This is a genomic window from Streptomyces sp. SS1-1, from assembly GCF_008973465.1.
Taxonomy (GTDB): domain Bacteria; phylum Actinomycetota; class Actinomycetes; order Streptomycetales; family Streptomycetaceae; genus Streptomyces.
The window spans coordinates 1,965,257-1,986,607 of sequence record NZ_WBXN01000004.1 but is presented as its reverse complement, the minus strand read 5'-3'; the positions used below and the strand labels follow the sequence as shown (position 1 = coordinate 1,986,607).

Annotated in this window: 15 protein-coding genes; 4 read left to right on the top strand and 11 right to left on the bottom strand. The window is 73.7% G+C overall.

Features of this window, described 5'->3' with window-relative positions:
- The first annotated feature begins 123 nt into the window (after positions 1-123).
- Positions 124-1,560, top strand: a complete 1,437-nt coding sequence (locus tag F8R89_RS10225) for a regulator (RefSeq protein ID WP_151783676.1) — start codon at positions 124-126, stop codon at positions 1,558-1,560.
- Positions 1,561-2,308: 748 nt separating this feature from the next.
- On the opposite strand, the gene F8R89_RS10220 is transcribed toward F8R89_RS10225, so the two are convergent.
- Positions 2,309-3,664 carry an NAD(P)/FAD-dependent oxidoreductase gene (locus F8R89_RS10220; protein WP_151783675.1) on the bottom strand — a complete coding sequence of 452 codons (1,356 nt, stop codon included), beginning with the start codon at positions 3,662-3,664 and terminating at the stop codon, positions 2,309-2,311.
- Positions 3,665-3,854: 190 nt separating this feature from the next.
- The gene (locus F8R89_RS10215; RefSeq protein ID WP_151783674.1) at positions 3,855-4,760 is read right to left on the bottom strand and encodes a TIGR01777 family oxidoreductase; all 906 of its coding nucleotides are present in this window, start codon (positions 4,758-4,760) and stop codon (positions 3,855-3,857) included.
- A 52-nt stretch (positions 4,761-4,812) separates the two neighbouring features.
- Here F8R89_RS10215 and F8R89_RS10210 point away from each other — a divergent pair, with 52 nt between their 5' ends.
- The gene (locus tag F8R89_RS10210; RefSeq protein WP_151783673.1) at positions 4,813-5,313 is read left to right on the top strand and encodes a GNAT family N-acetyltransferase; all 501 of its coding nucleotides are present in this window, start codon (positions 4,813-4,815) and stop codon (positions 5,311-5,313) included.
- Between the two features lie 12 nt (positions 5,314-5,325).
- Here F8R89_RS10210 and F8R89_RS10205 read toward each other — a convergent pair whose 3' ends face one another.
- Positions 5,326-6,510 carry a MarP family serine protease gene (locus tag F8R89_RS10205; RefSeq protein ID WP_151783672.1) on the bottom strand — a complete coding sequence of 395 codons (1,185 nt, stop codon included), beginning with the start codon at positions 6,508-6,510 and terminating at the stop codon, positions 5,326-5,328.
- Between the two features lie 200 nt (positions 6,511-6,710).
- Here F8R89_RS10205 and F8R89_RS10200 point away from each other — a divergent pair, with 200 nt between their 5' ends.
- On the top strand, positions 6,711-7,517 hold the full coding sequence (locus F8R89_RS10200; protein ID WP_225994356.1) for a peptidoglycan recognition protein: 807 nt from the start codon (positions 6,711-6,713) through the stop codon (positions 7,515-7,517).
- Here F8R89_RS10200 and F8R89_RS10195 read toward each other — a convergent pair.
- The 7 genes from F8R89_RS10195 to F8R89_RS10165 all read right to left on the bottom strand — a co-directional run bounded on the left by F8R89_RS10195 (position 7,507) and on the right by F8R89_RS10165 (position 18,057).
- Positions 7,507-8,025, bottom strand: coding sequence for a DUF4240 domain-containing protein (locus tag F8R89_RS10195; protein WP_151788056.1), 519 nt, complete (start codon positions 8,023-8,025; stop codon positions 7,507-7,509). The genes F8R89_RS10200 and F8R89_RS10195 overlap by 11 nt on opposite strands.
- A gap of 56 nt (positions 8,026-8,081) precedes the next feature.
- Entirely contained in the window at positions 8,082-9,071 is a 990-nt protein-coding gene (locus F8R89_RS10190; RefSeq protein WP_151783670.1) for a helix-turn-helix transcriptional regulator, read from the bottom strand.
- Between the two features lie 79 nt (positions 9,072-9,150).
- A complete protein-coding gene (gene aceE / locus F8R89_RS10185) occupies positions 9,151-11,853 on the bottom strand; it encodes a pyruvate dehydrogenase (acetyl-transferring), homodimeric type (RefSeq protein ID WP_151783669.1) in 2,703 nt (900 codons plus the stop codon).
- A gap of 260 nt (positions 11,854-12,113) precedes the next feature.
- A complete protein-coding gene (locus F8R89_RS10180; protein ID WP_062667580.1) occupies positions 12,114-12,737 on the bottom strand; it encodes a GntR family transcriptional regulator in 624 nt (207 codons plus the stop codon).
- Between the two features lie 267 nt (positions 12,738-13,004).
- A complete protein-coding gene (gene sucB, locus F8R89_RS10175; RefSeq protein WP_151783668.1) occupies positions 13,005-14,801 on the bottom strand; it encodes a 2-oxoglutarate dehydrogenase, E2 component, dihydrolipoamide succinyltransferase in 1,797 nt (598 codons plus the stop codon).
- Between the two features lie 76 nt (positions 14,802-14,877).
- Positions 14,878-16,266, bottom strand: a complete 1,389-nt coding sequence (lpdA, locus tag F8R89_RS10170) for a dihydrolipoyl dehydrogenase (RefSeq protein ID WP_062667585.1) — start codon at positions 16,264-16,266, stop codon at positions 14,878-14,880.
- A gap of 255 nt (positions 16,267-16,521) precedes the next feature.
- Positions 16,522-18,057, bottom strand: a complete 1,536-nt coding sequence (locus F8R89_RS10165; protein WP_151783667.1) for a leucyl aminopeptidase — start codon at positions 18,055-18,057, stop codon at positions 16,522-16,524.
- Positions 18,058-18,410: 353 nt separating this feature from the next.
- On the opposite strand from F8R89_RS10165, the gene F8R89_RS10160 reads away from it, so the two are divergent.
- Positions 18,411-20,444 (top strand): hypothetical protein, encoded by a 2,034-nt coding sequence (locus F8R89_RS10160; protein ID WP_151783666.1) that lies wholly within the window; start codon positions 18,411-18,413, stop codon positions 20,442-20,444.
- 62 nt (positions 20,445-20,506) lie between these two features.
- On the opposite strand, the gene F8R89_RS10155 is transcribed toward F8R89_RS10160, so the two are convergent.
- Positions 20,507-21,286 carry an adenosylcobinamide-GDP ribazoletransferase gene (locus F8R89_RS10155; protein ID WP_192806352.1) on the bottom strand — a complete coding sequence of 260 codons (780 nt, stop codon included), beginning with the start codon at positions 21,284-21,286 and terminating at the stop codon, positions 20,507-20,509.
- Positions 21,287-21,351 lie beyond the last annotated feature (65 nt).

Genomic DNA, 21,351 nt, shown 5'->3' with positions numbered 1-21,351 from the left:
GGTGCTTACTCTCCGCTACATTCGCGCCGTTCGAGAGGCCAAAAGGGCTGCTCACCGGCAAATCCGGGCGTTCGGCGGCCGTACGGCAACGCGACGCCCGAAAGGCAGGAGACCGCACCGCAGATGACGGAACGACCCGCGCAGCGCACTCCCAATCGACAGCTCGCCGCGCTCATCGCAGAAGCGGGATTCTCCAACGCGGGTCTCGCCCGCCGGGTGGACCAGCTCGGACTCGAACACGGGCTTGACCTGAGATACGACAAGACATCGGTCACCCGCTGGCTGCGCGGACAGCAGCCGCGCGGCACGACCCCGGCGCTGATCGCCGAGGTCTTCACCCGGCGCCTCGGACGCCGGCTCACCGCCCAGGACCTCGGCCTGGACGCCTGCGCGCCCGTGTACGCCGGGCTGGAGTTCGCCGCGACCCCCGAGGAGGCCGTCGACATCGTCAGCGGCCTGTGGCGCAAGGACTCCGGCAGCCACGCCGAGCTGCGCAAGATCGCGTTCACCCCGGCCGGGCTCGTCGTGCCCAGCCGGGACTGGCTGATCGGCCGCGCCGACGAGAAGGTCGCGCGCGGCGAGCCGGTCACCCGCGTGCAGGTCCCCGGCCGGCCGGTGGTGCCCCGCCAGCGCGGCCAGGCCGAGCGCGGGCCCGGCCAGAAGGTCACCGGCGGGGACATCGCCGCGCTGCGCTCGGTCGGCGACCTGTTCCGCTCCCTGGACGACATGTACGGCGGCGGCCACGCCCGCCAGGCCCTCGTGCGCTACCTGGAGCACGAGTGCGAGCCGATGCTGCGCGGCACCTACGGCGAGCAGACCGGCCGCCGGCTGTTCGCCGCCGCCGCGGACCTCACCCGGCTCGCGGGCTGGACGTCGTTCGACATCGCCGCGCACGGCCTCGCCCAGCGCTACTTCGTGCAGGCGCTGCGGCTGGCCCAGGCCGCCGGGGACCGGCCGTTCGGGTCGTACGTCCTGGCGACCATGAGCCGGCAGGCCGTCTACCTCGGGCACGGCCGGGAGGCCGTCCAGCTCGCGCGCGTCGCCCAGCAGGGTGTGGGCACCGGCGCCCCGCCGGCCGTGCTGGCCCTGCTGCACGCGTGCGAGGCGCGCGGGCACGGCGTGCTCGGCGAGGTGCGCGCCTGCACGGCATCCCTCGTCCGCGCCGAGCGCGCCCTGGAGGCCGCCCGCCCCGGCGACGACGTCCCGCACTGGGCGCGGTTCTTCGACGACGCGCAGCTCGCCGACGAGTTCGGCCACTGCCACCGGGACCTCCAGCAGTTCCGGGCGGCCGCCCAGCACGCCGAGCGCTCCCTGCAACTGCGGGCCCCCGCCTTCGCCCGCAGCCGCCTGTTCTGCCGGCTCGTCCTGGCCAGCGCCCGCCTCGGCCTCGGCGAACTCGACCAGGCCTGCGCCCTGGCCGCCGAGGCGGCCGGCCAGGCCGCGGAGATGCGATCCGTCCGGGCGATCGAATACGTCCGCGACTTCGAACGCAGACTGGAGCCGTACCGAGACGCGGCTCCGGTCCGCGGCTACCGCGACCGGGTCGCTGCGCTGCTGTGACCGGGGGGGGGTGTGCCTGAGCTGCCGCCTACGCGCAGTACCCGGCTCCGGGGACCCGGGTACGGGGGCGGGTCCGCTCCGGCGCCGATCGTGCGGGTCGGCGGGGCTGGGCCGGGTGCGCCCGAGTCTTCGTCGGCCGGGGGCGACCTTCGGGTGAGGTGACGGTCGGCCCTCGACGGGTCGATGATCGGCCCTGGGGGCCCGGCGGTTTGGGTGTGCGGGCCCGGGGCTTCGTCGGGCGGAGTCCTTTCGCCTGGCTCGCAGGGCCGCCGGGGGCCTGGAGGGCTGGGTGGGGGGCGTGCTCAAGGCTTTGCGGGCCCGGCCGGTTCGCGCCCCCCAGCGGGACGGCCCGGTGGCCGTCCTGTCCGGCGGGAACGGACGCCCGTGAGGGTTCTGCGGTCCGGTGGTCGTCCGTGCGGGTCCGCATGGCTGGGCGCGCACGGCCGAGGCTTGTCGGCCGGGGAGTCCCCCCGGTGACCGGCCGCCCCTTCGGGTGGGGCCGGGTGCCGGTCACGTGGGTCCGGCGGGTGGGGGTGTCTGCGGGGTTTCGTCTGGCCCGTAGGGCCGCCCCCGGCCCGGTGGCCGTCCTGTCCGGCGGGAACGGGCGCCCGTGAGGGTTCCGCCGGTCCGGCGGCCCTCCCGGCGGGCTGGGTGAGCGGGCCCGGGGCTTCGTCCGGCGGTGGAGGGCTCCGGGGCGCCTCCGGTCGGACGGGACGTTCGGGGGCGTCCCGTCCGGCCGGCGTCCCGGTCAGGCCGCCGTTCGTAAGGGTTCCGCCCGGTTCAGGGAGCCCGCCGCGCCCAGGTCCGTCAGGATCGCCGTGGTGGCCCGGCGGGCCGAGTGGAGGGCGCCCTGGAGGGTGCTGGTGTCGCGGTGGTCGCCGCACACGTACAGGCCCGCCAGCAACCGGACCGGGCGGCGCAGGTCGTGCGGGGCGGTCATCGCGGGGACGGCCTCGGGTGTGTGGTGCACGGCCAGCGTCTCCCAGCGGGCCGTCGAGGTGCCGTACAGCCGGGCCAGGTGCATCCGTACGGCCGTGTCGACGTCCGGGGGCGGGGTGCCCAGGACCGTCGAGGTGACGAGGGCCCGGCCGGCCGGGGCGCGGCTCGGGTCGACGCGGCTGATCAGCGCCGTGTGCGCCACCGGGCCGCTCCGGTCGGCGTCCAGCAGCAGCGAGGCGCCGGTCTCCGGTGCCTCGGCCATCGTGTGGTGGAGGACCGTCACCGGGTGGAAGCCGGGCACGCGCAGCCCCGGCAGCAGCTCGCCCGCGGTCCGCGCGTCGGTGGCCACCAGCACCGCCCGGCACCGGATCTCGCCGTGCTCGGCGGTCGTCACGGCCGTCGTGGCGATCGACGTGACCCGCACCCCGGTGTGCACGGTGCCCGGCGGCAGCGAGCGTGCCAGCAGGTCGGGCAGCGCCTCGGCGCCGCCCTCGGGCACGCACAGCCGGCCGCTCGCGAAGGCGTGCAGCGCGAGGTCCGCGCACCGGCTGGACGTCGTCAGCTCCGGGTCGTACAGCAGGGCGGCGAGCAGCGGCCGCAGGAAACCGTCGATCGTGCGGGCCGGGATGCCGCGCTCCGCGAGGGCCCGCGCGGCCGGAGCCTCCGGGCGGTTCAGCAGCCGTTCGACGGGCGCCGAGGCCAGCCGGGCGAGCGCGGCACCCAGGCGCGCCTGGTCGACGGCGGTGCCCAGCGGAGCGCCGGCGCGCGCCCGGGGGACCGCGGAACCCCTGGGGGCGCTTGCCAGGGCGCGTACGGCATGGAGTGCGCCCCTGGCGCGCCGGGCGCCCGCCGGGCCGGTGAGCGCCCCGGCGCGGTGCCGGCGCCCGTCGCTGTGCAGCAGCACCCCCGGGGCGAAGGACCGCAGCGCGAGCGCGTCCAGGGCCGGTGTCCGGCGGAGCTCGGGATACGACGTCGACAGCAGTTGCCCGATCCGGTCCAGCCGGAAGCCGTCGATCTTCTCGGTCGACATGCGGCCACCCGGATAAGGGGCCGCCTCCAGGACCGCGGTGGATATTCCTGCGCTGGTCAGCCGGTGCGCCGCGGCGAGCCCGGCGACCCCGGCTCCCACGATGACGACGTCCGCCTGGTACGCGGGCTCAAGCACGTGCCCCTCCTCGAGGTTGCGCGGCCGGTGGAGACGTCATGCCCCCAACTGGCCCGGGAAATACCCGAGTTCGGCACGAGGTTACGGACGCGATCGGTCAGGGACAGTCGCGCATCGACAGAGCACGGTCGCACGGCGGTCGCATACGGACATCCGGTCCGGCTCGGTCCGGCCGTGCGACCGGGGCGCGCTACCGCACGGCCGCCCGGATCGCCCCCTCGATGTCCGGGAACGCGAAGGTGAAGCCCGACTCCAGCAGCCGCGCCGGCCGGACCCGCTGACTGCCGAGGACGTCCCCGGCCATCTCGCCGAGCACGGTCCGCAGGACGGGCGCCGGGACCGGCAGCAGCGCCGGCCGGTGCAGCACCCGCCCCATGGCCGCGGTGATCTCCCGGTTCGTCACCGGCTCGGGAGCGGTCACGTTGAACGGCCCCGACAGGTCCTCGGCGTCCAGCAGATGCCGGATCGCCGCCACCTCGTCGTGCAGCGACACGAACGACCAGAACTGCCGCCCGTCCCCGAGCCGACCCCCCAGCCCCGCCCTGAACAGCGGGAACAGCCGCCCCCACGCCCCGCCCTCCCGGGCCACGACGAGACCGGTGCGCACGAACACCGTCCGCACCCCCGCCTCCCGCGCGGGCGCCGCCGCGGCCTCCCACGCCACGCACAGCTCCGGCAGGAAACCCTCCCCGGGCGGACTCGACTCGTCCACGGCCCGCGCGCCGGTCTCGCCGTAGTAGCCGATCGCGCTGCCGTTCACGAAGACCCGCGGCCGCTCCCCGGGCTCCAGCTCCGCCATCGCCGAGGCCAGCGCCGCCGTGCCCCGCACCCGCCCGCGCCGCAGACTCTCCTTGTACGCGTCGGTCCAGCGCCGCGCCCCCACGTTGGCGCCGGCCAGATTGACCACCGCGTCGCACCCGGCGAGCACCGCCGCCGCCACCTCACCGCCGTCGGGGTCCCAGCGGACCTCGTCCGCCGTCCGGGGCTCCCGGCGCACCAGACGGACCACCTCATGGCCGTCCGCGACGAGCGAGCGCACCAGGGCGGCACCGATCAGGCCGGAGGAGCCGGCGACCACGATTCTCGACTGATCCATGCACACCATCCTGCCCGGAACAGGGCCCCGTGCCTCTCATAGGCTGGCGGTCATGTCCGAGACCCGTCCGCACCCCGTGCTCCGTACCGCCCGGCCCGAGGACGACGAGGAACTGGCCCGGCTCGACCGCTCCACCTGGTCGCCGCTGCACGCCGTCGTGCCCCGGCCGCGCCCGCCGTACCCGCCCTTCTTCGACGAGCGCCACGCCCCCGAGGACGTCCTCGTCGCGGAGCTGGACGGCCGCGTCGTCGGCTACATACGCGTGGTCCCGCCGACCCGGCTCGCCTGCAACGCGCACGTCCGGCAGATCCAGGGGCTGGCGGTCGCGGACGAAGCCCGTGGTCTGGGCGTCGGGCGGGCGCTCGTGCGGGCGGCCGTCGAGGATTCCCGGCGCCGGGGCGCCCGCCGCGTCACCTTGCGCGTCCTCGGCCACAACACCCCCGCCCGCGCGCTCTACGCGTCCGAGGGCTTCGTGGTCGAGGGCGTCCTGCCCGGGGAGTTCCACATCGACGGGAGGTACGCCGACGACGTGCTCATGGGACGCGCTCTGTGAGGCCTCCCGGCGTCACGAGGTGATCAGGTCGCCGGTGTCCACCGGGACCGTCGCGGTCGCCGCGCGGCGGGCGGAGGAGGCCACCTCGTCCGCCGTCAGGACGTAACCGGTCTCGTCGTCGGTGGTGGAGCGGGCGAACACCACCCCATACACCCGGCCGTCGGTGGTCAGCAGCGGCCCGCCCGAGTTCCCCGGGCGCACGGTGGAGCGGATCGAGTAGATCTCGCGGGTCACCGTCTCGTCGTTGTAGATGTTCTGCCCGGTGGCCTGTATGCGGCCCGCGACCGTCGCCGCCTGGAGGTCCAGCGAGCCGTCCTCCGGGTAGCCCGCGACGACCGCCGAGTCGCCGCGCGCGGCGTCGTCGTCGAACCGCAGGACGGGGGCGCGCAGCTGCGGCACGTACAGCACGGCCACATCGCGCCGGGGATCGAACAGCACCACCCGCGCCGCGTACGACGGCCCCACCCCGCCCACGCGGACGTCCGGCCGGTCGATGCCGGCCACCACGTGCGCGTTGGTCATCACACGCTGCGGCGCGTACACGAACCCGCTGCCCTCGCGGCCCTGCGTCCCGGCGGACCCCTCGATCTTGACGGTGCTGCGCTGGGCGGCCTCCGTGGCGGCCGGGGTGACGCTGTCGCCGGTGGGCCGGGCGACCTCGGCCGTCGACTCGTTCTCGAACGGGTTGAAGACCTGCGGGAAACCCGCCTCGGTCAGCGCGGACGTGGCCCGCGAGAACCAGGCCGGAGTGGTGTCCGGCATGACCTCCTGCACACCGCCCAGCAGCCGCGAGTCGCGGATCGCCGACGTCAGCAGCGGCGAGGAGGACGCGGCCAGCACGCTCGCCGCCACCCAGGACACGATCAGCACGGCCACCGCGTTGGCTACGGCCCCGCCGACGCCGTCGGCCACCCGCAGCGGCCCGCGGTCCAGCTCCCGGCGCAGCCGCAGGGCCAGCCGCCCGGCCAGCTCGTGCACCAGCACGGCGGGCAGCAGCACCGTCAGCACCGCGGCCACCGTCGCCCGGGTGCTGCCCGGCGTGACCAGGTCCATCACCCACGGCAGCAGCCACACGCCGATCGCCGCGCCGCCCACGAAGCCGGCCAGCGACACACAGCCGGCCACCAGCCCGCGCCGGTAGCCGGACGCCGCGTAGGCCACCATCACGAGCAGCAGCAGGATGTCGAGCAGGTCCACTGAGCCGCCTTTCTCCAGGACCTCGTAGCAGGACCTCTTAGTACGCGTGCGAGGCGCCCGATGATCAGCGCGCGGCGGCGTGTCACGGGGATTCGGCCACGCTGCGTACACCTGGAGGAACGCCCCGGACCCGGATGATGGTTCCACCCGGTGTCACACCACACATCGCGGGCGGACGTGATCCGTCGGACAGTAGGACCATGCGTGCCATCCGACGGATCACGGCGGAACGGGTGCGGGGCCTCCCCGGGGGACGGGGAGCCCTCGTCGTCCTCGGCTGCGTACCGGGACTGGCCGCCGCGCTCGCGCTCGTCCTGTGCGCCGGCGGGGTGGAGCGGAGCGCGGAGCGGGAGAAGCGGCCCGTCGCGGCGCGCCCCGCCTCGTACCACGCGGCCCGGCCGCCCATCGTGCCCCGGGACGTCTGGCTGGACGAGGAGAGCCTGCACACCCAGCCGCCCCCGCGCTACGACGACAAGGTGGTCGCCGTGTTCGTGCACCACACCGACTCGCCGAACGACTACGACTGCGCCGAGTCCCCGAGCATCATCGAGCACCTCTACGCCGGCCAGACCGGCGGCCGGCACTGGGACGACCTCGGCTACAACTTCGTCGTCGACCGCTGCGGCACGATCTACGAGGGCCGGGCCGGCGGCACCGACCGGCCCGTCACCGGCGCCCACACGCAGGGCTTCAACCACCGCACCGCCGGCGTCGCCGCCCTCGGCACCTTCACGGCCGGGGTGCCCGTCCCCAAGGCGATGACCGACGCGATCGCCGCGGTCGTGGCGTGGAAGCTGGGCCTGTCCGGCACGGACCCGCGCGCGGAGGTACGGCTGACCTCCAGCAACGACCTCAGCCGCTACGCCTCCGGCACCACCGCCACACTGCCCGCCGTGGCCGGTCACAACGACGGCTACTCGACGACCTGCCCCGGCGCCGCCCTCAGCGCCCGTCTCCCGGAGATCCGGGCCACCGCGGCCCGCCTCCAGGGCCGGCTCAGCCCTTGAACCGCTCCCACAGCCGGGGAAAACGCTCCGCCAGCGCCCGCTCGTCCTCGAAGTCCACCGGCGTGCCGGACGGCTCCGCGGGCGCCGGCGGCAGACCCAGGTCGGGGGCGACGGCACCGGTGAGCTGCTCGTACGCCTCGTCGGCGGCGTACCCCAGCTCCTCCCCGTCGCCGTCGAACTCCTCGTCGAAGTCGTCCAGCAGCTCGGCCAGCGAGTCCGGGTCGTGCACCGCGCCCTCGTACACCTCACGGCCCTGGCCGATCAGCCAGCAGCGGAAGAAGTCGAACGCGTCGTCGCTGGCCCCGTCGAGCAGGACCCAGGCGGCACCCCACACGTCCCAGGTGTACGCCCGGTTGTAGCGGGCCTCGAAGTGGCGGGCGAAGTCGAGCACGGCGTCCGGGTCCAGCTGGACCAGCCGCTCCACCAGCAGATCGGCCTGCTCCTCGGGGTCACCCTCGGCGGCCTCACGGGTGGTGTCCACCAGCTCCCAGAACTCCGTCTCGTCCATCACGGGTCAAGCATCGGCCCTGGACGGGTGGGGCGCACGTGGAGTGCGACGGATTGTTATAGGGCGTGCGCTCGGCCGGCGTACAGGGCCGCCAGCCGTATCGCGTCGGCGGCGAACCGCTCCCGCAGCGACCGCGGGGCCAGCACCTCCACGCGTGGGCCGAGCGCCGCGAGCTGGCCGTGGGCGACCTCCTCGGACTCCACCGGGACGGTCACCGTCACCCAGCCGTCCCCGTCCGGGGCACCCGCGGCCTGAAGCGCCTCCCGCGCGGCCCGCGGATCGAGGGCGTGCGGAAGGGCGCGCGCCCCCTCGGGGGACACCCGCAGGACGACCTCGGCACGCAGGAGCGACCGCGCGAACTGCTCGGCCCGCTCCTTCCAGAACCCCGGCAGGTCGAACGCCTCGTCCCGCTCGAACCGCCCGTCACCGGCGTCCACGGCGGTGAACCGGTCGATCCGGTACACCCGGTGCGCACCGGCCCCGGCGACCCGGGCGCACAGGTACCAGACGCCCGCCTTCAGCACGAGCCCGTACGGCTCCAGCTCCCGCTCGACCTCGTCCTCCCCGCGCCGGTAGCGGGCGACGATCCGGCGGTCGTCCCACACGGCGTCCGCGACGGCCGGCAGCAGCCCGGGCGTCCGCGGCTCCGTGAACCAGTTCGGCGCGTCGAGATGGAAGCGCTGGGCCGCCGTACGGGAGGCGTCGCGCAGCGACGGCAGCAACGCGGCCGACACCTTCAGCCGCGCGGCCGACGCGGCGTCCTCCAGGCCCATCTCCCGCAGCGCCCCCGGCACCCCGCTGAGGAACAGCGCCTCGGCCTCGCCGCGCGCGAGCCCCGTCAGCCGGGTCCGGTACCCGCCGACCAGCCGGTACCCGCCGGCCCGGCCCCGCTCGGCGTAGACCGGGACACCGGCCTCCGACAGCGCCTGCGCGTCCCGGGTGACCGTCCGCTCGGACACCTCCAGCTCCCGCGCCAGCTCGGCGGCGGTCATCGAGGGCCGGGACTGGAGCAACAACACCATCTTGATCAGGCGGGCGGCACGCATACGGTCATCATGCCGGGGCCCACCGACAGCGAAGGGGCACGGCGAACGCCGTGCCCCTCCATCCGATCGTCCCGGCCGCTTACAGGCCGTACTTCTCGCGGGCTTCCTTCACCGCGGTGGCCTTGACCTCGCCGCGCCGGGCGAGCTGGGCCAGGGCCGCGACGACGATCGACTCGGCGTCCACCCCGAAGTGGCGGCGGGCCGCGTCACGGGTGTCGGAGAGACCGAATCCGTCGGCGCCGAGCGAGGACCAGTCCTGCTCGACCCACTGCGCGATCTGGTCCGGGACCTGGCGCATGTAGTCGGAGACCGCGAGCACCGGGCCCTCGGCGCCCTGGAGCGCCTGGCGGACGTACGGGGTCCGCTCCTCGCCGCGCAGGAGGGCCGCGTCGGCCTCCAGCGCGTCGCGGCGCAGCTCGGTCCAGGAGGTCGCGGACCACACGTCGGCGGCCACGCCCCACTCCTCGGCGAGCAGCTTCTGCGCCTTCAGCGCCCAGTGGATCGCCGTGCCGGAGCCCAGCAGCTGGATGCGCGGGGCGTTGGCCGCCGGGGACAGCCCGGCCGTCTCCGCCGTGTTGAAGCGGTACAGGCCCTTGACGATGCCCTGGTCGATGCCGTCCACGGCGGGCTTCGCGGGCTGCGGCAGCGGCTCGTTGTAGACGGTCAGGTAGTAGAAGACGTCCTGGTCCTCGCCGGGGGCCGCCTCGCCGTACATCCGGCGCAGACCGTCCTTGACGATGGCCGCGACCTCGTAGGCGAACGCCGGGTCGTACGTCAGCGCCGCCGGGTTGGTCGCCGCGATGACGGGGGAGTGGCCGTCGGCGTGCTGCAGGCCCTCACCGGTCAGCGTGGTGCGGCCGGCCGTCGCGCCGACGAGGAAGCCGCGGCCGAGCTGGTCGCCGAGCTGCCACATCTGGTCGGCCGTGCGCTGCCAGCCGAACATCGAGTAGAAGATGTAGAACGGGATCATCGCCTCGCCGTGCGTCGCGTACGACGTCGAGGCGGCGATGAAGTCGGCCATCGAACCGGCCTCGGTGATCCCCTCGTTGAGGATCTGCCCGTTCTTCGCCTCCTTGTAGTACATCAGCTGGTCGCGGTCGACCGGCTCGTACGTCTGGCCCTTCGGCGAGTAGATGCCGAGGGACGGGAAGAGGCTCTCCATGCCGAAGGTGCGCGCCTCGTCGGGGACGATCGGCACCCAGCGCCGGCCGGTCTCCTTGTCGCGGACCAGGTCCTTGACCAGGCGGACGAACGCCATGGTGGTGGCCACGTTCTGCGAGCCGGAGCCCTTGTCGAAGGCGGCGAACGCCTTGTCGGCGGGGGCCGGCAGCGGGCCCACCGGGTGCAGGCGGCGGGCCGGGGCGGGGCCGCCGAGGGCCGCGCGGCGCTCCTGCAGGTAGCGGACCTCGGGGGCGTCCGCGCCCGGGTGGCCGTAGGGCACCACGCCGTCGACGAAGTCGCTGTCCTTGATGGGCAGTTCGAGGCGGTCACGCATCGCCTTGAACTCGTCCACCGAGAGCTTCTTCATCTGGTGGTTGGCGTTCTTGGAGGCGAAGCCCTCGCCCAGGGTGTGGCCCTTGACCGTCTGGGCCAGGATGACGGTCGGCGCGCCCTTGAACTCGACGGCGGCCTTGTAGGCGGCGTACACCTTGCGCGCCTCGTGGCCACCGCGGGACAGGTGGAAGCACTCGAGGATCTTGTCGTCGCTCAGCAGCTTCGCCATCTCGGCGAGCGCCGGGTCCTTGCCGAAGAAGTCCTCGCGGATGTAGGCGGCGTCGCGCGTCTGGTACGTCTGCACCTGCGCGTCCGGTACCTCGCGCAGCCGGCGGACGAGCGCGCCCGTGGTGTCGAGCTGGAACAGCTCGTCCCAGGCCGTGCCCCACAGCGTCTTGATCACGTTCCAGCCGGCGCCGCGGAACTGGGCCTCCAGCTCCTGCACGATCTTGAAGTTGGCGCGGACCGGGCCGTCGAGGCGCTGCAGGTTGCAGTTGATGACGAAGGTCAGGTTGTCCAGGCCCTCGCGGGAGGCGAGTGCGAGGGCGGCCGTGGACTCCGGCTCGTCCATCTCGCCGTCACCGAGGAACGCCCACACGTGCGAGGAGGAGACGTCCTTGATGCCGCGCGCGGTCAGATAGCGGTTGAAGCGCGCCTGGTAGATCGCCGACAGCGGGCCGAGGCCCATGGAGACGGTCGGGAACTCCCACAGCCAGGGCAGCCGGCGCGGGTGCGGGTACGACGGCAGGCCGTTGCCGCCCGCCTCCTGGCGGAAGTTGTCCAGGTGCTGCTCGGTGAGGCGGCCGTCGAGGAAGGCGCGGGCGTAGATGCCCGGCGAGGCGTGGCCCTGGATGTAGAGCTGATCGCCGCTGCCGTCGCCCTCCTTGCCCTTGAAGAAGTGGTTGAAGCCGGTCTCGTAGAGCCAGGCGGCGGAGGCGAAGGTGGCGATGTGGCCGCCCACGCCGTGCTTGGCGCCCCGGGTCACCATCGCGGCCGCGTTCCAGCGGTTCCACGCGGTGATCCGGCGCTCCATCTCCTCGTCACCGGGCACGGCGGGCTCACCGGCGGTCGGGATGGTGTTGACGTAGTCGGTCTCGAGGAGCTTCGGCAGCGCGATGCCGGTGCCCTCGGCCCGCTCCAGCGTCCGGCGCATCAGGTACGCCGCACGGTGCGGGCCGGCCGCCTCGGCGACCGCGTCCAGCGAGGCCTGCCATTCGGCGGTCTCCTCCGGGTCACGGTCCGGGAGCTGGTCGAGCGCGCTCGGCCGGATGGCGTTGGGGTCGGTCATGTCGCCGCCTTCCTCAGTCGAAGGGGGTTCCCTCATCGGCAAGGGTTCGGGGTTGCCCTTTGTCTTTGGCAGGACAGGGCGGAGACCTCGGTGGAGGTCCAGCGGTGACAATAACTCCCTGATCGATGATCGATCAAAGGGTTCCGGGGTAAAACATCGCGATCCGGGGAAAGTAGGCATGCGGTGCCTCGGTGGATGGCACCCGGTGCCGTGTTCTCGAAGGGTTTCCGCAGGTGAGCGGGGTGACGCTCGCCTGTCGATCAGGCCCGCGGGGCGCAGCCGAGGACGTGCGCCTTCACCAGTTCCGCGATCCTCGGGTCCCGCCGGCGGAACGCCTGGACCAGCTCCTCGTGCTCCTCCGCGTACGACTGCTGAACGGTGCCGAGCCAGCGGATGGACAGCGCCGTGAAGACCTCGATGCCGAGACCCTCCCAGGTGTGCAGCAGCACCGAGTTGCCCGCGGCCCGCACCAGCTCGCGGTGGAAGCCCACCGTGTGCCGCACCTGGCCGGTGCCGTCGGCGTCCCGGTCGGCCTCGTACAGCGCCGCCACGTGCGGTTCCAGCGCGGAGCAGTCCTCGGCGAGGGTGTCCGCGGCCAGCTCGGCGGCGATGGCCTCGAGGCCGGCCCGGACGGGGTAGCTCTCCTCCAGGTCGCCCGCGGTCAGGTTCCGCACCCGGACGCCCTTGTTGGGGGCGGACTCGATCAGCCGCAGCGACTCCAGCTCGCGCAGGGCCTCACGGACCGGGGTCTGGCTGACCTCCAGCTCGGTGGCGATGCGCCGCTCGACGATCCGCTCGCCCGGCTGCCAGCGCCCGCTGATGATCCCCTCGAGGATGTGCTCGCGGATCTGTTCGCGCAGCGAGTGGATGACGGGGGCGGTCATGAGAGCTCCTTAGGGCGCGTTGACGTTTAGACAATACGGCGGTTGCGCTCCGCGGGGAGGACCGACGGCGGTGCTTTGGTGCAGGTGAGACGAGGCGCACACGGAGTGGTGGTGGGGGCGCCATCGAGCTCGGGTCCCGGTGTCGTCGGGCGGACGCCGGTTCGTCGTGGCTGGTCGCGCGGTTCCCCGCGCCCCTCCGGGCCGCCACGCAGCGGCGCCCCGCCCGGAACAGTCCGGGCGGGGCGCCGTCGGGTGAGACCCGGTCGATCAGAGGCCGAGCTCGACCTCGAACTCGCCGGCCTCGAGGATCGCCTTGACCGCCGTCAGGTAACGGGCCGCGTCGGCGCCGTCCACCAGGCGGTGGTCGTAGGACAGGGTCAGGTACGTCATGTCGCGGACGCCGATGACCGTGCCCTCCTCGGTCTCGATGACCGCCGGGCGCTTGACCGTGGCACCGATGCCGAGGATCGCGACCTGGCCCGGCGGCACGATGATCGTGTCGAAGAGCGCACCGCGCGAACCGGTGTTGGAGATGGTGAAGGTCGCCCCGGACAGCTCGTCGGGCGTGATCTTGTTGCCGCGGACCTTGCCCGCCAGCTCCGCCGTGGCCTTGGCGATGCCCGCGATGTTGAGGTCGCCGGCGTGCTTGATGACCGGGGTCATCAGGCCCTTCTCGGAGTCCACCGCGATACCGACGTTCTCGGTGTCGAAGTAGGTGATCGTGCCCTCGGCCTCGTTGATCTTGGCGTTGATGACCGGGTGGGCCTTCAGCGCCTGGGCCGCCGCCTTGACGAAGAACGGCATCGGGGAGAGCTTGACGCCCTCGCGCGCGGCGAAGGAGTCCTTGGCCTGGGCGCGCAGGCGCATCAGGCGGGTGACGTCGACCTCGACGACCGAGGACAGCTGCGCCTGCTCGTGCAGCGCCTTGACCATGTTGTCGCCGATGACCTTGCGGATGCGCGGCATCTTGACGGTCTGGCCGCGGAGGGGGGAGGCCTCCAGGGTCGGCGCCTTCTTGGCGGCCGGGGCGGCAGCGGCGGCGGGCGCCGGAGCGGCCGCGGCGGCCTTCGCGGCCTCGGCGGCGGCGATGACGTCCTGCTTGCGGATACGGCCGCCGACGCCGGTGCCCTTGACGGAGCCCAGGTCGACGCCATGCTCGGCGGCGAGCTTGCGCACCAGCGGGGTGACGTAGGCGCCCTCGTCGGTCGCCTGGGCGGCGGGAGCCGCGGGGGCCTTCGCCGGAGCCGGAGCGGCCGGGGCCGGGGCCGGTGCCGCCGGAGCGGGGGCCGGGGCGGCGGGCTGGGCCGGAGCCGGGGCTGCGGCGGCGGGCGCGGCCGGAGCGGCGGGGGCCGGGGCGGGCGCGGCGGGCTGGGCCGGAGCCGGGGCGGCGGCGGGGGCCGGGGCCTCCTGCGCCGGGGCGGCCGCCGGAGCGGCACCCGCGGCACCGATGACGGCGAGCTTGGCGCCGACCTCGGCCGTCTCGTCCTCGCCGACCACGATCTCCAGCAGGGTGCCGGACGCGGGGGCGGGGATCTCGGTGTCGACCTTGTCCGTGGAGACCTCGAGCAGCGGCTCGTCGGCCTCGACGGAGTCACCGACCGACTTCAGCCAGCGGGTGACGGTGCCCTCGGTGACGGACTCGCCGAGCGCGGGCAGGACGACGTCCGTGCCCTCGGCGGAGCCGCCGCCGGACGCGGCCTCGGCGGTCGGGGCGGGCGCCGGGGCGGCCTGCTCGGTGGACGGCGCGGCGGCGGCCGGCTCCGGAGCCGCGGCGGGCTCGGGCTCGGGCTCGGCGGCCGGGGCCGGGGCGGCGGCCGGGGCACCGCTGCCGTCGTCGATCACGGCCAGCTCGGCGCCGACCTCGACGGTCTCGTCCTCGGCGACCTTGATGGAGGACAGCACGCCGGACGCGGGGGAGGGGATCTCGGTGTCGACCTTGTCGGTGGAGACCTCGAGCAGCGGCTCGTCGGCCTCGACGCGCTCACCCTCGGCCTTCAGCCAGCGGGTGACAGTGCCCTCGGTGACGCTCTCGCCGAGCGCCGGAAGGGTTACGGAAACCGCCATGGTTTCGGTTGCTCCTTACGAATTGCGGAAGTCTGTGGGCGTCGCTGGGACGCGGAGTCGCTTCGTCGGCCGAGGGTCAGTCGTGCGCGTGCAGCGGCTTGCCCGCCAGCGCCAGGTGGGCCTCGCCGAGCGCCTCGTTCTGCGTCGGGTGGGCGTGGATGAGCTGGGCGACCTCGGCCGGCAGCGCCTCCCAGTTGTAGATCAGCTGGGCCTCGCCGACCTGCTCGCCCATACGGTCGCCGACCATGTGGACGCCGACCACGGCGCCGTCCTTGACCTGGACGAGCTTGATCTCGCCCGCGGTGTTCAGGATCTTGCTCTTGCCGTTGCCCGCGAGGTTGTACTTCAGGGCGACGACCTTGTCCGCGCCGTAGATCTCCTTGGCCTTGGCCTCGGTGATGCCGACGGAGGCGACCTCGGGGTGGCAGTAGGTCACGCGGGGGACACCGTCGTAGTCGATCGGGACGGTCTTCAGACCGGCCAGCCGCTCGGCCACCAGGATGCCCTCGGCGAAGCCGACGTGCGCGAGCTGGAGGGTCGGGACGAGGTCACCGACGGCGGAGATGGTCGGCACGTTGGTGCGCATGTACTCGTCGACGAGGACGTAGCCGCGGTCCATCGCGACGCCCTGCTCCTCGTAGCCGAGGCCCTGCGAGACCGGGCCGCGGCCGACGGCGACCAGCAGCACCTCGGCCTCGAACTCCTTGCCGTCGGCGAGGGTGACCTTGACGCCGTCCTGGGTGTACTCGGCCTTCTGGAAGAAGGTGCCCAGGTTGAACTTGATGCCGCGCTTGCGGAAGGCGCGCTCCAGGAGCTTGGAGCTGTTCTCGTCCTCGACCGGGACGAGGTGCTTGAGGCCCTCGATGACGGTGACGTCGGCGCCGAACGACTTCCACGCCGAGGCGAACTCGACGCCGATGACGCCGCCGCCCAGGATGATCGCGGACTTCGGCACGCGGTCCAGGACGAGGGCGTGGTCCGAGGAGATGATCCGGTCGCCGTCGATGTCCAGGCCCGGCAGCGACTTCGGCACGGAACCGGTCGCGAGCAGCACGTGGCGGCCCTGGACCCGCTGCCCGTTCACGTCGACGGAGGTGGGGGAGGACAGCCGGCCCTCACCCTCGATGTACGTCACCTTGCGGGAGGCCACGAGGCCCTGGAGCCCCTTGTACAGACCGGCGATCACGCCGTCCTTGTACTTGTGGACACCGGCGATGTCGATGCCCTCGAAGGTGGCCTTCACACCGAACTGCGCGCTCTCGCGGGCCTGGTCGGCGATCTCGCCCGCATGCAGCAGGGCCTTGGTGGGGATGCATCCCCGGTGCAGGCAGGTGCCGCCGACCTTGTCCTTCTCGATCAGGGCGACGTCCAGGCCCAGCTGCGCTCCGCGCAGGGCCGCGGCGTAACCGCCACTACCACCGCCGAGGATCACTAGGTCGAAAACGGTGCTGGCGTCGTTCGCCACGTCACGTCCTCCATGCATGTGCGCCACGCCGGTCTCCAGTGACCGGTCGGCGGCTGGTGTCCGGCCGCTCGTTCTTTCGGCCCTTGGTGGGGCCCTGTCCTGCCGAGCCCCATCTTCGCACTTGTCCACACCGAACGAGACGCCGGGCCTGTGTGTGAGACGTCCCACTCGGCGCCGTCCGGCGGCTTCCCGACCGGACGGCGACGGGGCCTCGCCCTACCCGCGTGCGAGGCCCCGTCGGCGGCGAACCGGGTGTCAGCCCAGGTCGCCCGCGGCCGTCAGCTCGGCCAGCCGCACCAGCGTCCGCACCGCGGAGCCCGTGCCGCCCTTGGGGGTGTACCCGAACGGGCCGCCCTCGTTGAACGCCGGGCCCGCGATGTCGAGGTGCGCCCAGGTGATGCCCTCGCCCACGAACTCGCGCAGGAAGAGACCGGCGACCAGGCCGCCGCCCATCCGCTCGCCCATGTTGGCGATGTCGGCGGTCGGGGAGTCCATGCCCTTGCGCAGGTGCTCCGGCAGCGGCATCGGCCAGGACGGCTCGCCGACCTCCTCGGCGGCCTCCACGACGGCGGCGCGGAACGCGTCGTCGTTGGCCATCACGCCGAAGGTGCGGTTGCCGAGCGCCAGCACCATCGCGCCGGTCAGCGTCGCCACGTCGACGATGGCGTCCGGCTTCTCCTGGGAGGCCGCCCACAGCGCGTCGGCCAGGACCAGCCGGCCCTCGGCGTCGGTGTTGAGGACCTCGACGGTCTTGCCGCTGAACATGCGCAGCACGTCACCGGGACGGGTGGCGGAGCCGGAGGGCATGTTCTCGGCCAGCGCCAGCCAGCCGGTGACGTTGACCTCCAGGCCGAGCCGCGCGGCGGCGACGACCGCGGCGAACACGGCGGCGGCACCGCTCATGTCGCACTTCATCGTCTCGTTGTGACCGGCCGGCTTCAGCGAGATGCCGCCCGAGTCGTAGGTGATGCCCTTGCCGACGAGCGCGAGGTGCTTGGCGTTGCGCGAGTGCGTGTACGTCAGCTTCACCAGGCGCGGGCCGGAGGCGGAACCGGCGCCGACGCCCAGGATGCCGCCGTAGCCGCCCTTGGCGAGCGCCTTCTCGTCGAGCACCTGCACCTTGATGCCGTGCTCCTTGGCGGCCGCCGTGGCGATCGCGGCGAACGACTCGGGGTTGAGGTCGTTCGGCGGGGTGTTGATGAGGTCGCGGGCGCGGTTCAGCTCCTCGGAGACGGCCGTGGCGCGCTCCAGGGCGGCCTTGTGCGCCTTGTCGCGGGGCTTGGCGCCGAGCAGCGCGGCCTCGGCGAGGGGCGCCTTGCCGTTCTTGCGGTCCCCGGAGCCGTCCTTGTACGTGTCGAAGGAGTAGGCGCCCAGCAGGACGCCCTCGGCGATCGCGCCGAGGTCGGCGGCGTCGGCCAGCGGCAGCGCGAACGCGGCCTTCTTGGAGCCGGTCAGGGCGCGCGCGGCCACACCGGCCGCCTTGCGCAGGGCCTCGCCGTCGAAGCCGGCCTCCTCGTCCTCGGGCAGGGTGCCGAGGCCGACGGCCACGACGACCGGGGTCTTGAAGCCGGACGGGGCGGGGAGCTTCGTCACCTCGCCCTCGGAGCCGGAGGCGCCGAGGGTCTCCAGGATGCCGGCGAGCTTGCCGTCGTACGCCTGGTCCACGGCCTCGGCGCCGGGGGCGACGACCAGGCCCGCGCCCTTGGAGCCGGAGCCCTTGGCGACACCGATCACGAGCGCGTCGGCGCGCAGGCCGGGCGCCGCGGCGGTGCTGAGAGTCAGAGCAGTCACGGTGGTGATTTCTCGCTTCCGATGTGAAGTTGCGGTGGCCGAAAGGTGTGGGTCGGCCGGGCCCGAGGGCCGACCCTAGTTCCGACCTGGCGGTGCGGGTGTCAGCGGGGCCTTCCCCGGTACGGCACGAACACTGCGGCTGAGCCTACGCTCGCGTGAGCGTTCGCTCATTCCTACGGTCGTTCACCCGTCCGTGGCGTCGCATCGCTTCCCGATCCCCGAAGCCGGTGAGCTGAGTCACACTCATGTGGTTTCCGGCGAGTGATCCGCTCGCCGTTTCGCATGATTTCCATGGATCCTCCGCAGCTCCTCCACGTGGAGCGCCCGGGGATCCTCTGGGGGGAAGGACCGCCATGGCGCAGAGAGCGCACCGTTGGAGAGAGACGGCCGCCGTGTCCGCGGCCGCCGGACTGCTGGCGCTGGGCCTGGGCGTGCCCGGTGCCTCGGCCGCGGCCGAGCCGCGCGTCGACCTCAAGGTGCTGGTGGTGGACGACGGCGGCAGCGCCGTCCAGGCCATCACGGCACAGCTGAGGAGCACCGGCATCCCGTACACCACCGTGAACCTGAACGACACGAACCGCCCGTCCGTCACTGCCGCGTTCCTGAGCGACACCGTCGGCGGCACCCCGCGCGCCAAGTACCAGGGCGTCGTACTGCCGCACGAGGCGCCGTTCGGCGCGGGCTCGGCCGAGCAGACCGCGCTGGAGAACTTCGAGCGGACCTTCGGCATCCCGCAGGTGGACGCCTACACCTGGGCCCATCCGGAGGTCGGCCTCGACTACACCACCGAGGGCGGCTGGGCGGGCAGCCTCGACGGGCAGGAGGCCGCGGTCACCGCGCAGGGCCGGGCCGGCGCCTTCGGCTATCTGGCCGGCGCCTTCACCTTCGAGGACAACGACCCGTCCGTGCCGGAGAGTTACGGCTACGCGGCCCGGCCCCGGGCCGGCTTCACCAGCTACGTCGACATCCCGGTGCCGGGGGGCTCCGGGCGGGGCAGCCTGGTCGGCGAGTACGCCGCCGACGGGCGCCGCCAGCTCGTCGTCACCTTCGCCTACAACCAGTACCAGCAGCAGTTCCGGCTGCTGGCCCGCGGCATCGTCGAGTGGCTGACCCAGGGCGTCCACCTCGGCCAGGCCCGCAACTACCTCGCCGTGCACGTCGACGACGTCTTCGCGCCCGACGCCCGCTGGGACACCGAGCGCAACTGCACGCCCGGGGACATCGACTGCGTCGGGGGCGGCGGCGAGGAGGCCCCGCCGATCCGGATGACCGAGCAGGACGCCGTCCGGGCCGCCCAGTGGCAGCGCGAGAGCGGCTTCCGGCTGGACATGGTCTACAACGCGGGCTCGGGCGAGGAGTGGAAGGCCGAGCACGGCGGCACCGACGCGCTCGCCGCGCGGCTCATCGCCGACCGCAACCAGTACCGCTGGATCAACCACACCTACACGCACCCGTTCCTCGGCTGCGTGCAGGACACCTCGACCGTGCCGTGGAGCTGCGCGAAGAACGCCAACGGCTCCGTCCAGTACATGAGCCGGTCGGAGATCTCCGCGCAGATCCGGGACAACCACACCTGGGGCGTCACCAAGGGCCTCCCGCTCGACCGCACGGAACTGGTCACCGGCGAGCACTCGGGCCTGAAGAACCTCCCGCAGCAGCCGAACGACAACCCCAACCTGGCCGGCGCCCTCGCCGACAACGGGGTCAAGTGGATCGCCTCGGACAACTCCCGCGAGTCCGCCCAGCGCCCGGTCGGCTCGGCGCTCACCGTCCCCCGCTACCCGATGAACGTGTACTACAACACGGGCACCGCGGAGGAGATGGCCGACGAGTACAACTGGATCTACACCTCGAAGGCCGACGGCGGCAGCGGCATCTGCGAGTCCAGCTCCACCTCCACCTGCCTCGACGAGCCGCTGGACGTCGCGACCGGGTTCGCGGAGCACATCGTGCCGCAGGAGGCCCGGGCCGCCCTCGGACACGCCATCTCCAACGACCCGCGCCCGCACTACGTCCACCAGTCCAACCTGGCCGAGGACCGCATCCTCTACCCGGTCCTGGACAAGGTGCTCGCCGACCACCGCGCCCTGTTCGCGGACAACACCCCGCTGGAGAACCTCCGCCAGAGCGCCATCGGCACCGAGTTCACACGCCGTGACGCCTGGCAGGCCGCCCTCTCCCAGAACCGGGTGACCGCCTACCGGGTCGGCTCCAAGGTCACCATCAGCGCGCCTTCCGGGGTGCAGATCCCGGTGACCGTCCCGGAGGGCACCCGTAAGCAACTCCTCCTCGGGACCGCCGCGTTCGGCACCCCGTACGCGGGGATGCGCTCGGCGTGGACGACGCCGGAACTGCTCCAGACGGCGGTGACGCTGAGGCTGCCGTAGACGGTGAGAGGGACCGCCGCCCGCCCGGGTCCGCCGGCGGGCGGCGGTCCCCCGTCCTGGGCTCAGCCCAGTGACAGCACGACGAACGCGGTCGTGGCCGCCGTCTCCGCGAGGCCGCCGAAGACGTCCCCGGTGACCCCGCCGAAGCGGCGGACGCAGTGCCGCAGCAGCAGTTCGGCGCAGCCGAGCGCGGCCAGGACCGCGACCCCGGTGCGCACCACGTCGTCCGCGCCGAGGAGCGCCCCCGCGGCGGCGGCCACCACGGTCACGGCCGCCGCGACGCCGGCCGCGGCCCGCGCCGGGACCACCCCGGCGACCGCCGCCCCCAGCCCCTCCGGGCGGGCGGGCGGCACCCCCGCCCGGGCGGCGAGGGTGAGCGCGAGCCGGGCGGTGACGGCCGCGACGACGGTCGCCAGGGCGCCCCGGGCCCACGAGTCGCCGTACAGCCGCGCCAGCGCGGCGACCTGCGCGAGCAGCACGAACAGCAGGGTGATCACACCGAACGGCCCGATGTCCGACTGCTTCATGATCCGCAGCGCGTCCTCGGCCGGCTTGCCGCTGCCGAGGCCGTCCGCGGTGTCGGCGAGCCCGTCCAGATGCAGCCCCCGGGTGAGGACGGCCGGTACGGCGGCCGCCGCGACGGCCGCGAGCAGCGGACCGGCGCCCAGGAACAGCAGCACCAGGGCCACGACCGCCGCACCGCACCCCAGCACCACCCCCACCAGCGGGGCGCACAGCATCCCGCCGCGCGCCGCGTCCCGGTCCCAGCGCTCCACCCGTACCGGGAGCACGCTCAGCGTGCCGAAGGCGAAACGGAGGCCGTGCGCGGGCGGTGGGGTCATGGACACGCCCGCAGGGTAGCCCGGACGTCCGTCCCGCCGGGCAGCCCACCCCCGTCCCGCCCACA

Bases quoted from the DNA above. Each gene is read 5' to 3' on its own strand.
- F8R89_RS10225 (WP_151783676.1), top strand. From the start codon at position 124: ATGACGGAACGACCCGCGCAGCGCACTCCCAATCGACAGCTCGCCGCG.
- F8R89_RS10215 (WP_151783674.1), bottom strand. From the start codon at position 4,760: ATGGATCAGTCGAGAATCGTGGTCGCCGGCTCCTCCGGCCTGATCGGT.
- F8R89_RS10210 (WP_151783673.1), top strand. From the start codon at position 4,813: ATGTCCGAGACCCGTCCGCACCCCGTGCTCCGTACCGCCCGGCCCGAG.
- F8R89_RS10200 (WP_225994356.1), top strand. From the start codon at position 6,711: ATGCGTGCCATCCGACGGATCACGGCGGAACGGGTGCGGGGCCTCCCC.
- F8R89_RS10195 (WP_151788056.1), bottom strand. From the start codon at position 8,025: ATGGACGAGACGGAGTTCTGGGAGCTGGTGGACACCACCCGTGAGGCC.
- F8R89_RS10190 (WP_151783670.1), bottom strand. From the start codon at position 9,071: ATGCGTGCCGCCCGCCTGATCAAGATGGTGTTGTTGCTCCAGTCCCGG.
- aceE (WP_151783669.1), bottom strand. From the start codon at position 11,853: ATGACCGACCCCAACGCCATCCGGCCGAGCGCGCTCGACCAGCTCCCG.
- F8R89_RS10180 (WP_062667580.1), bottom strand. From the start codon at position 12,737: ATGACCGCCCCCGTCATCCACTCGCTGCGCGAACAGATCCGCGAGCAC.
- sucB (WP_151783668.1), bottom strand. From the start codon at position 14,801: ATGGCGGTTTCCGTAACCCTTCCGGCGCTCGGCGAGAGCGTCACCGAG.
- F8R89_RS10160 (WP_151783666.1), top strand. From the start codon at position 18,411: ATGGCGCAGAGAGCGCACCGTTGGAGAGAGACGGCCGCCGTGTCCGCG.
- F8R89_RS10155 (WP_192806352.1), bottom strand. From the start codon at position 21,286: ATGACCCCACCGCCCGCGCACGGCCTCCGTTTCGCCTTCGGCACGCTG.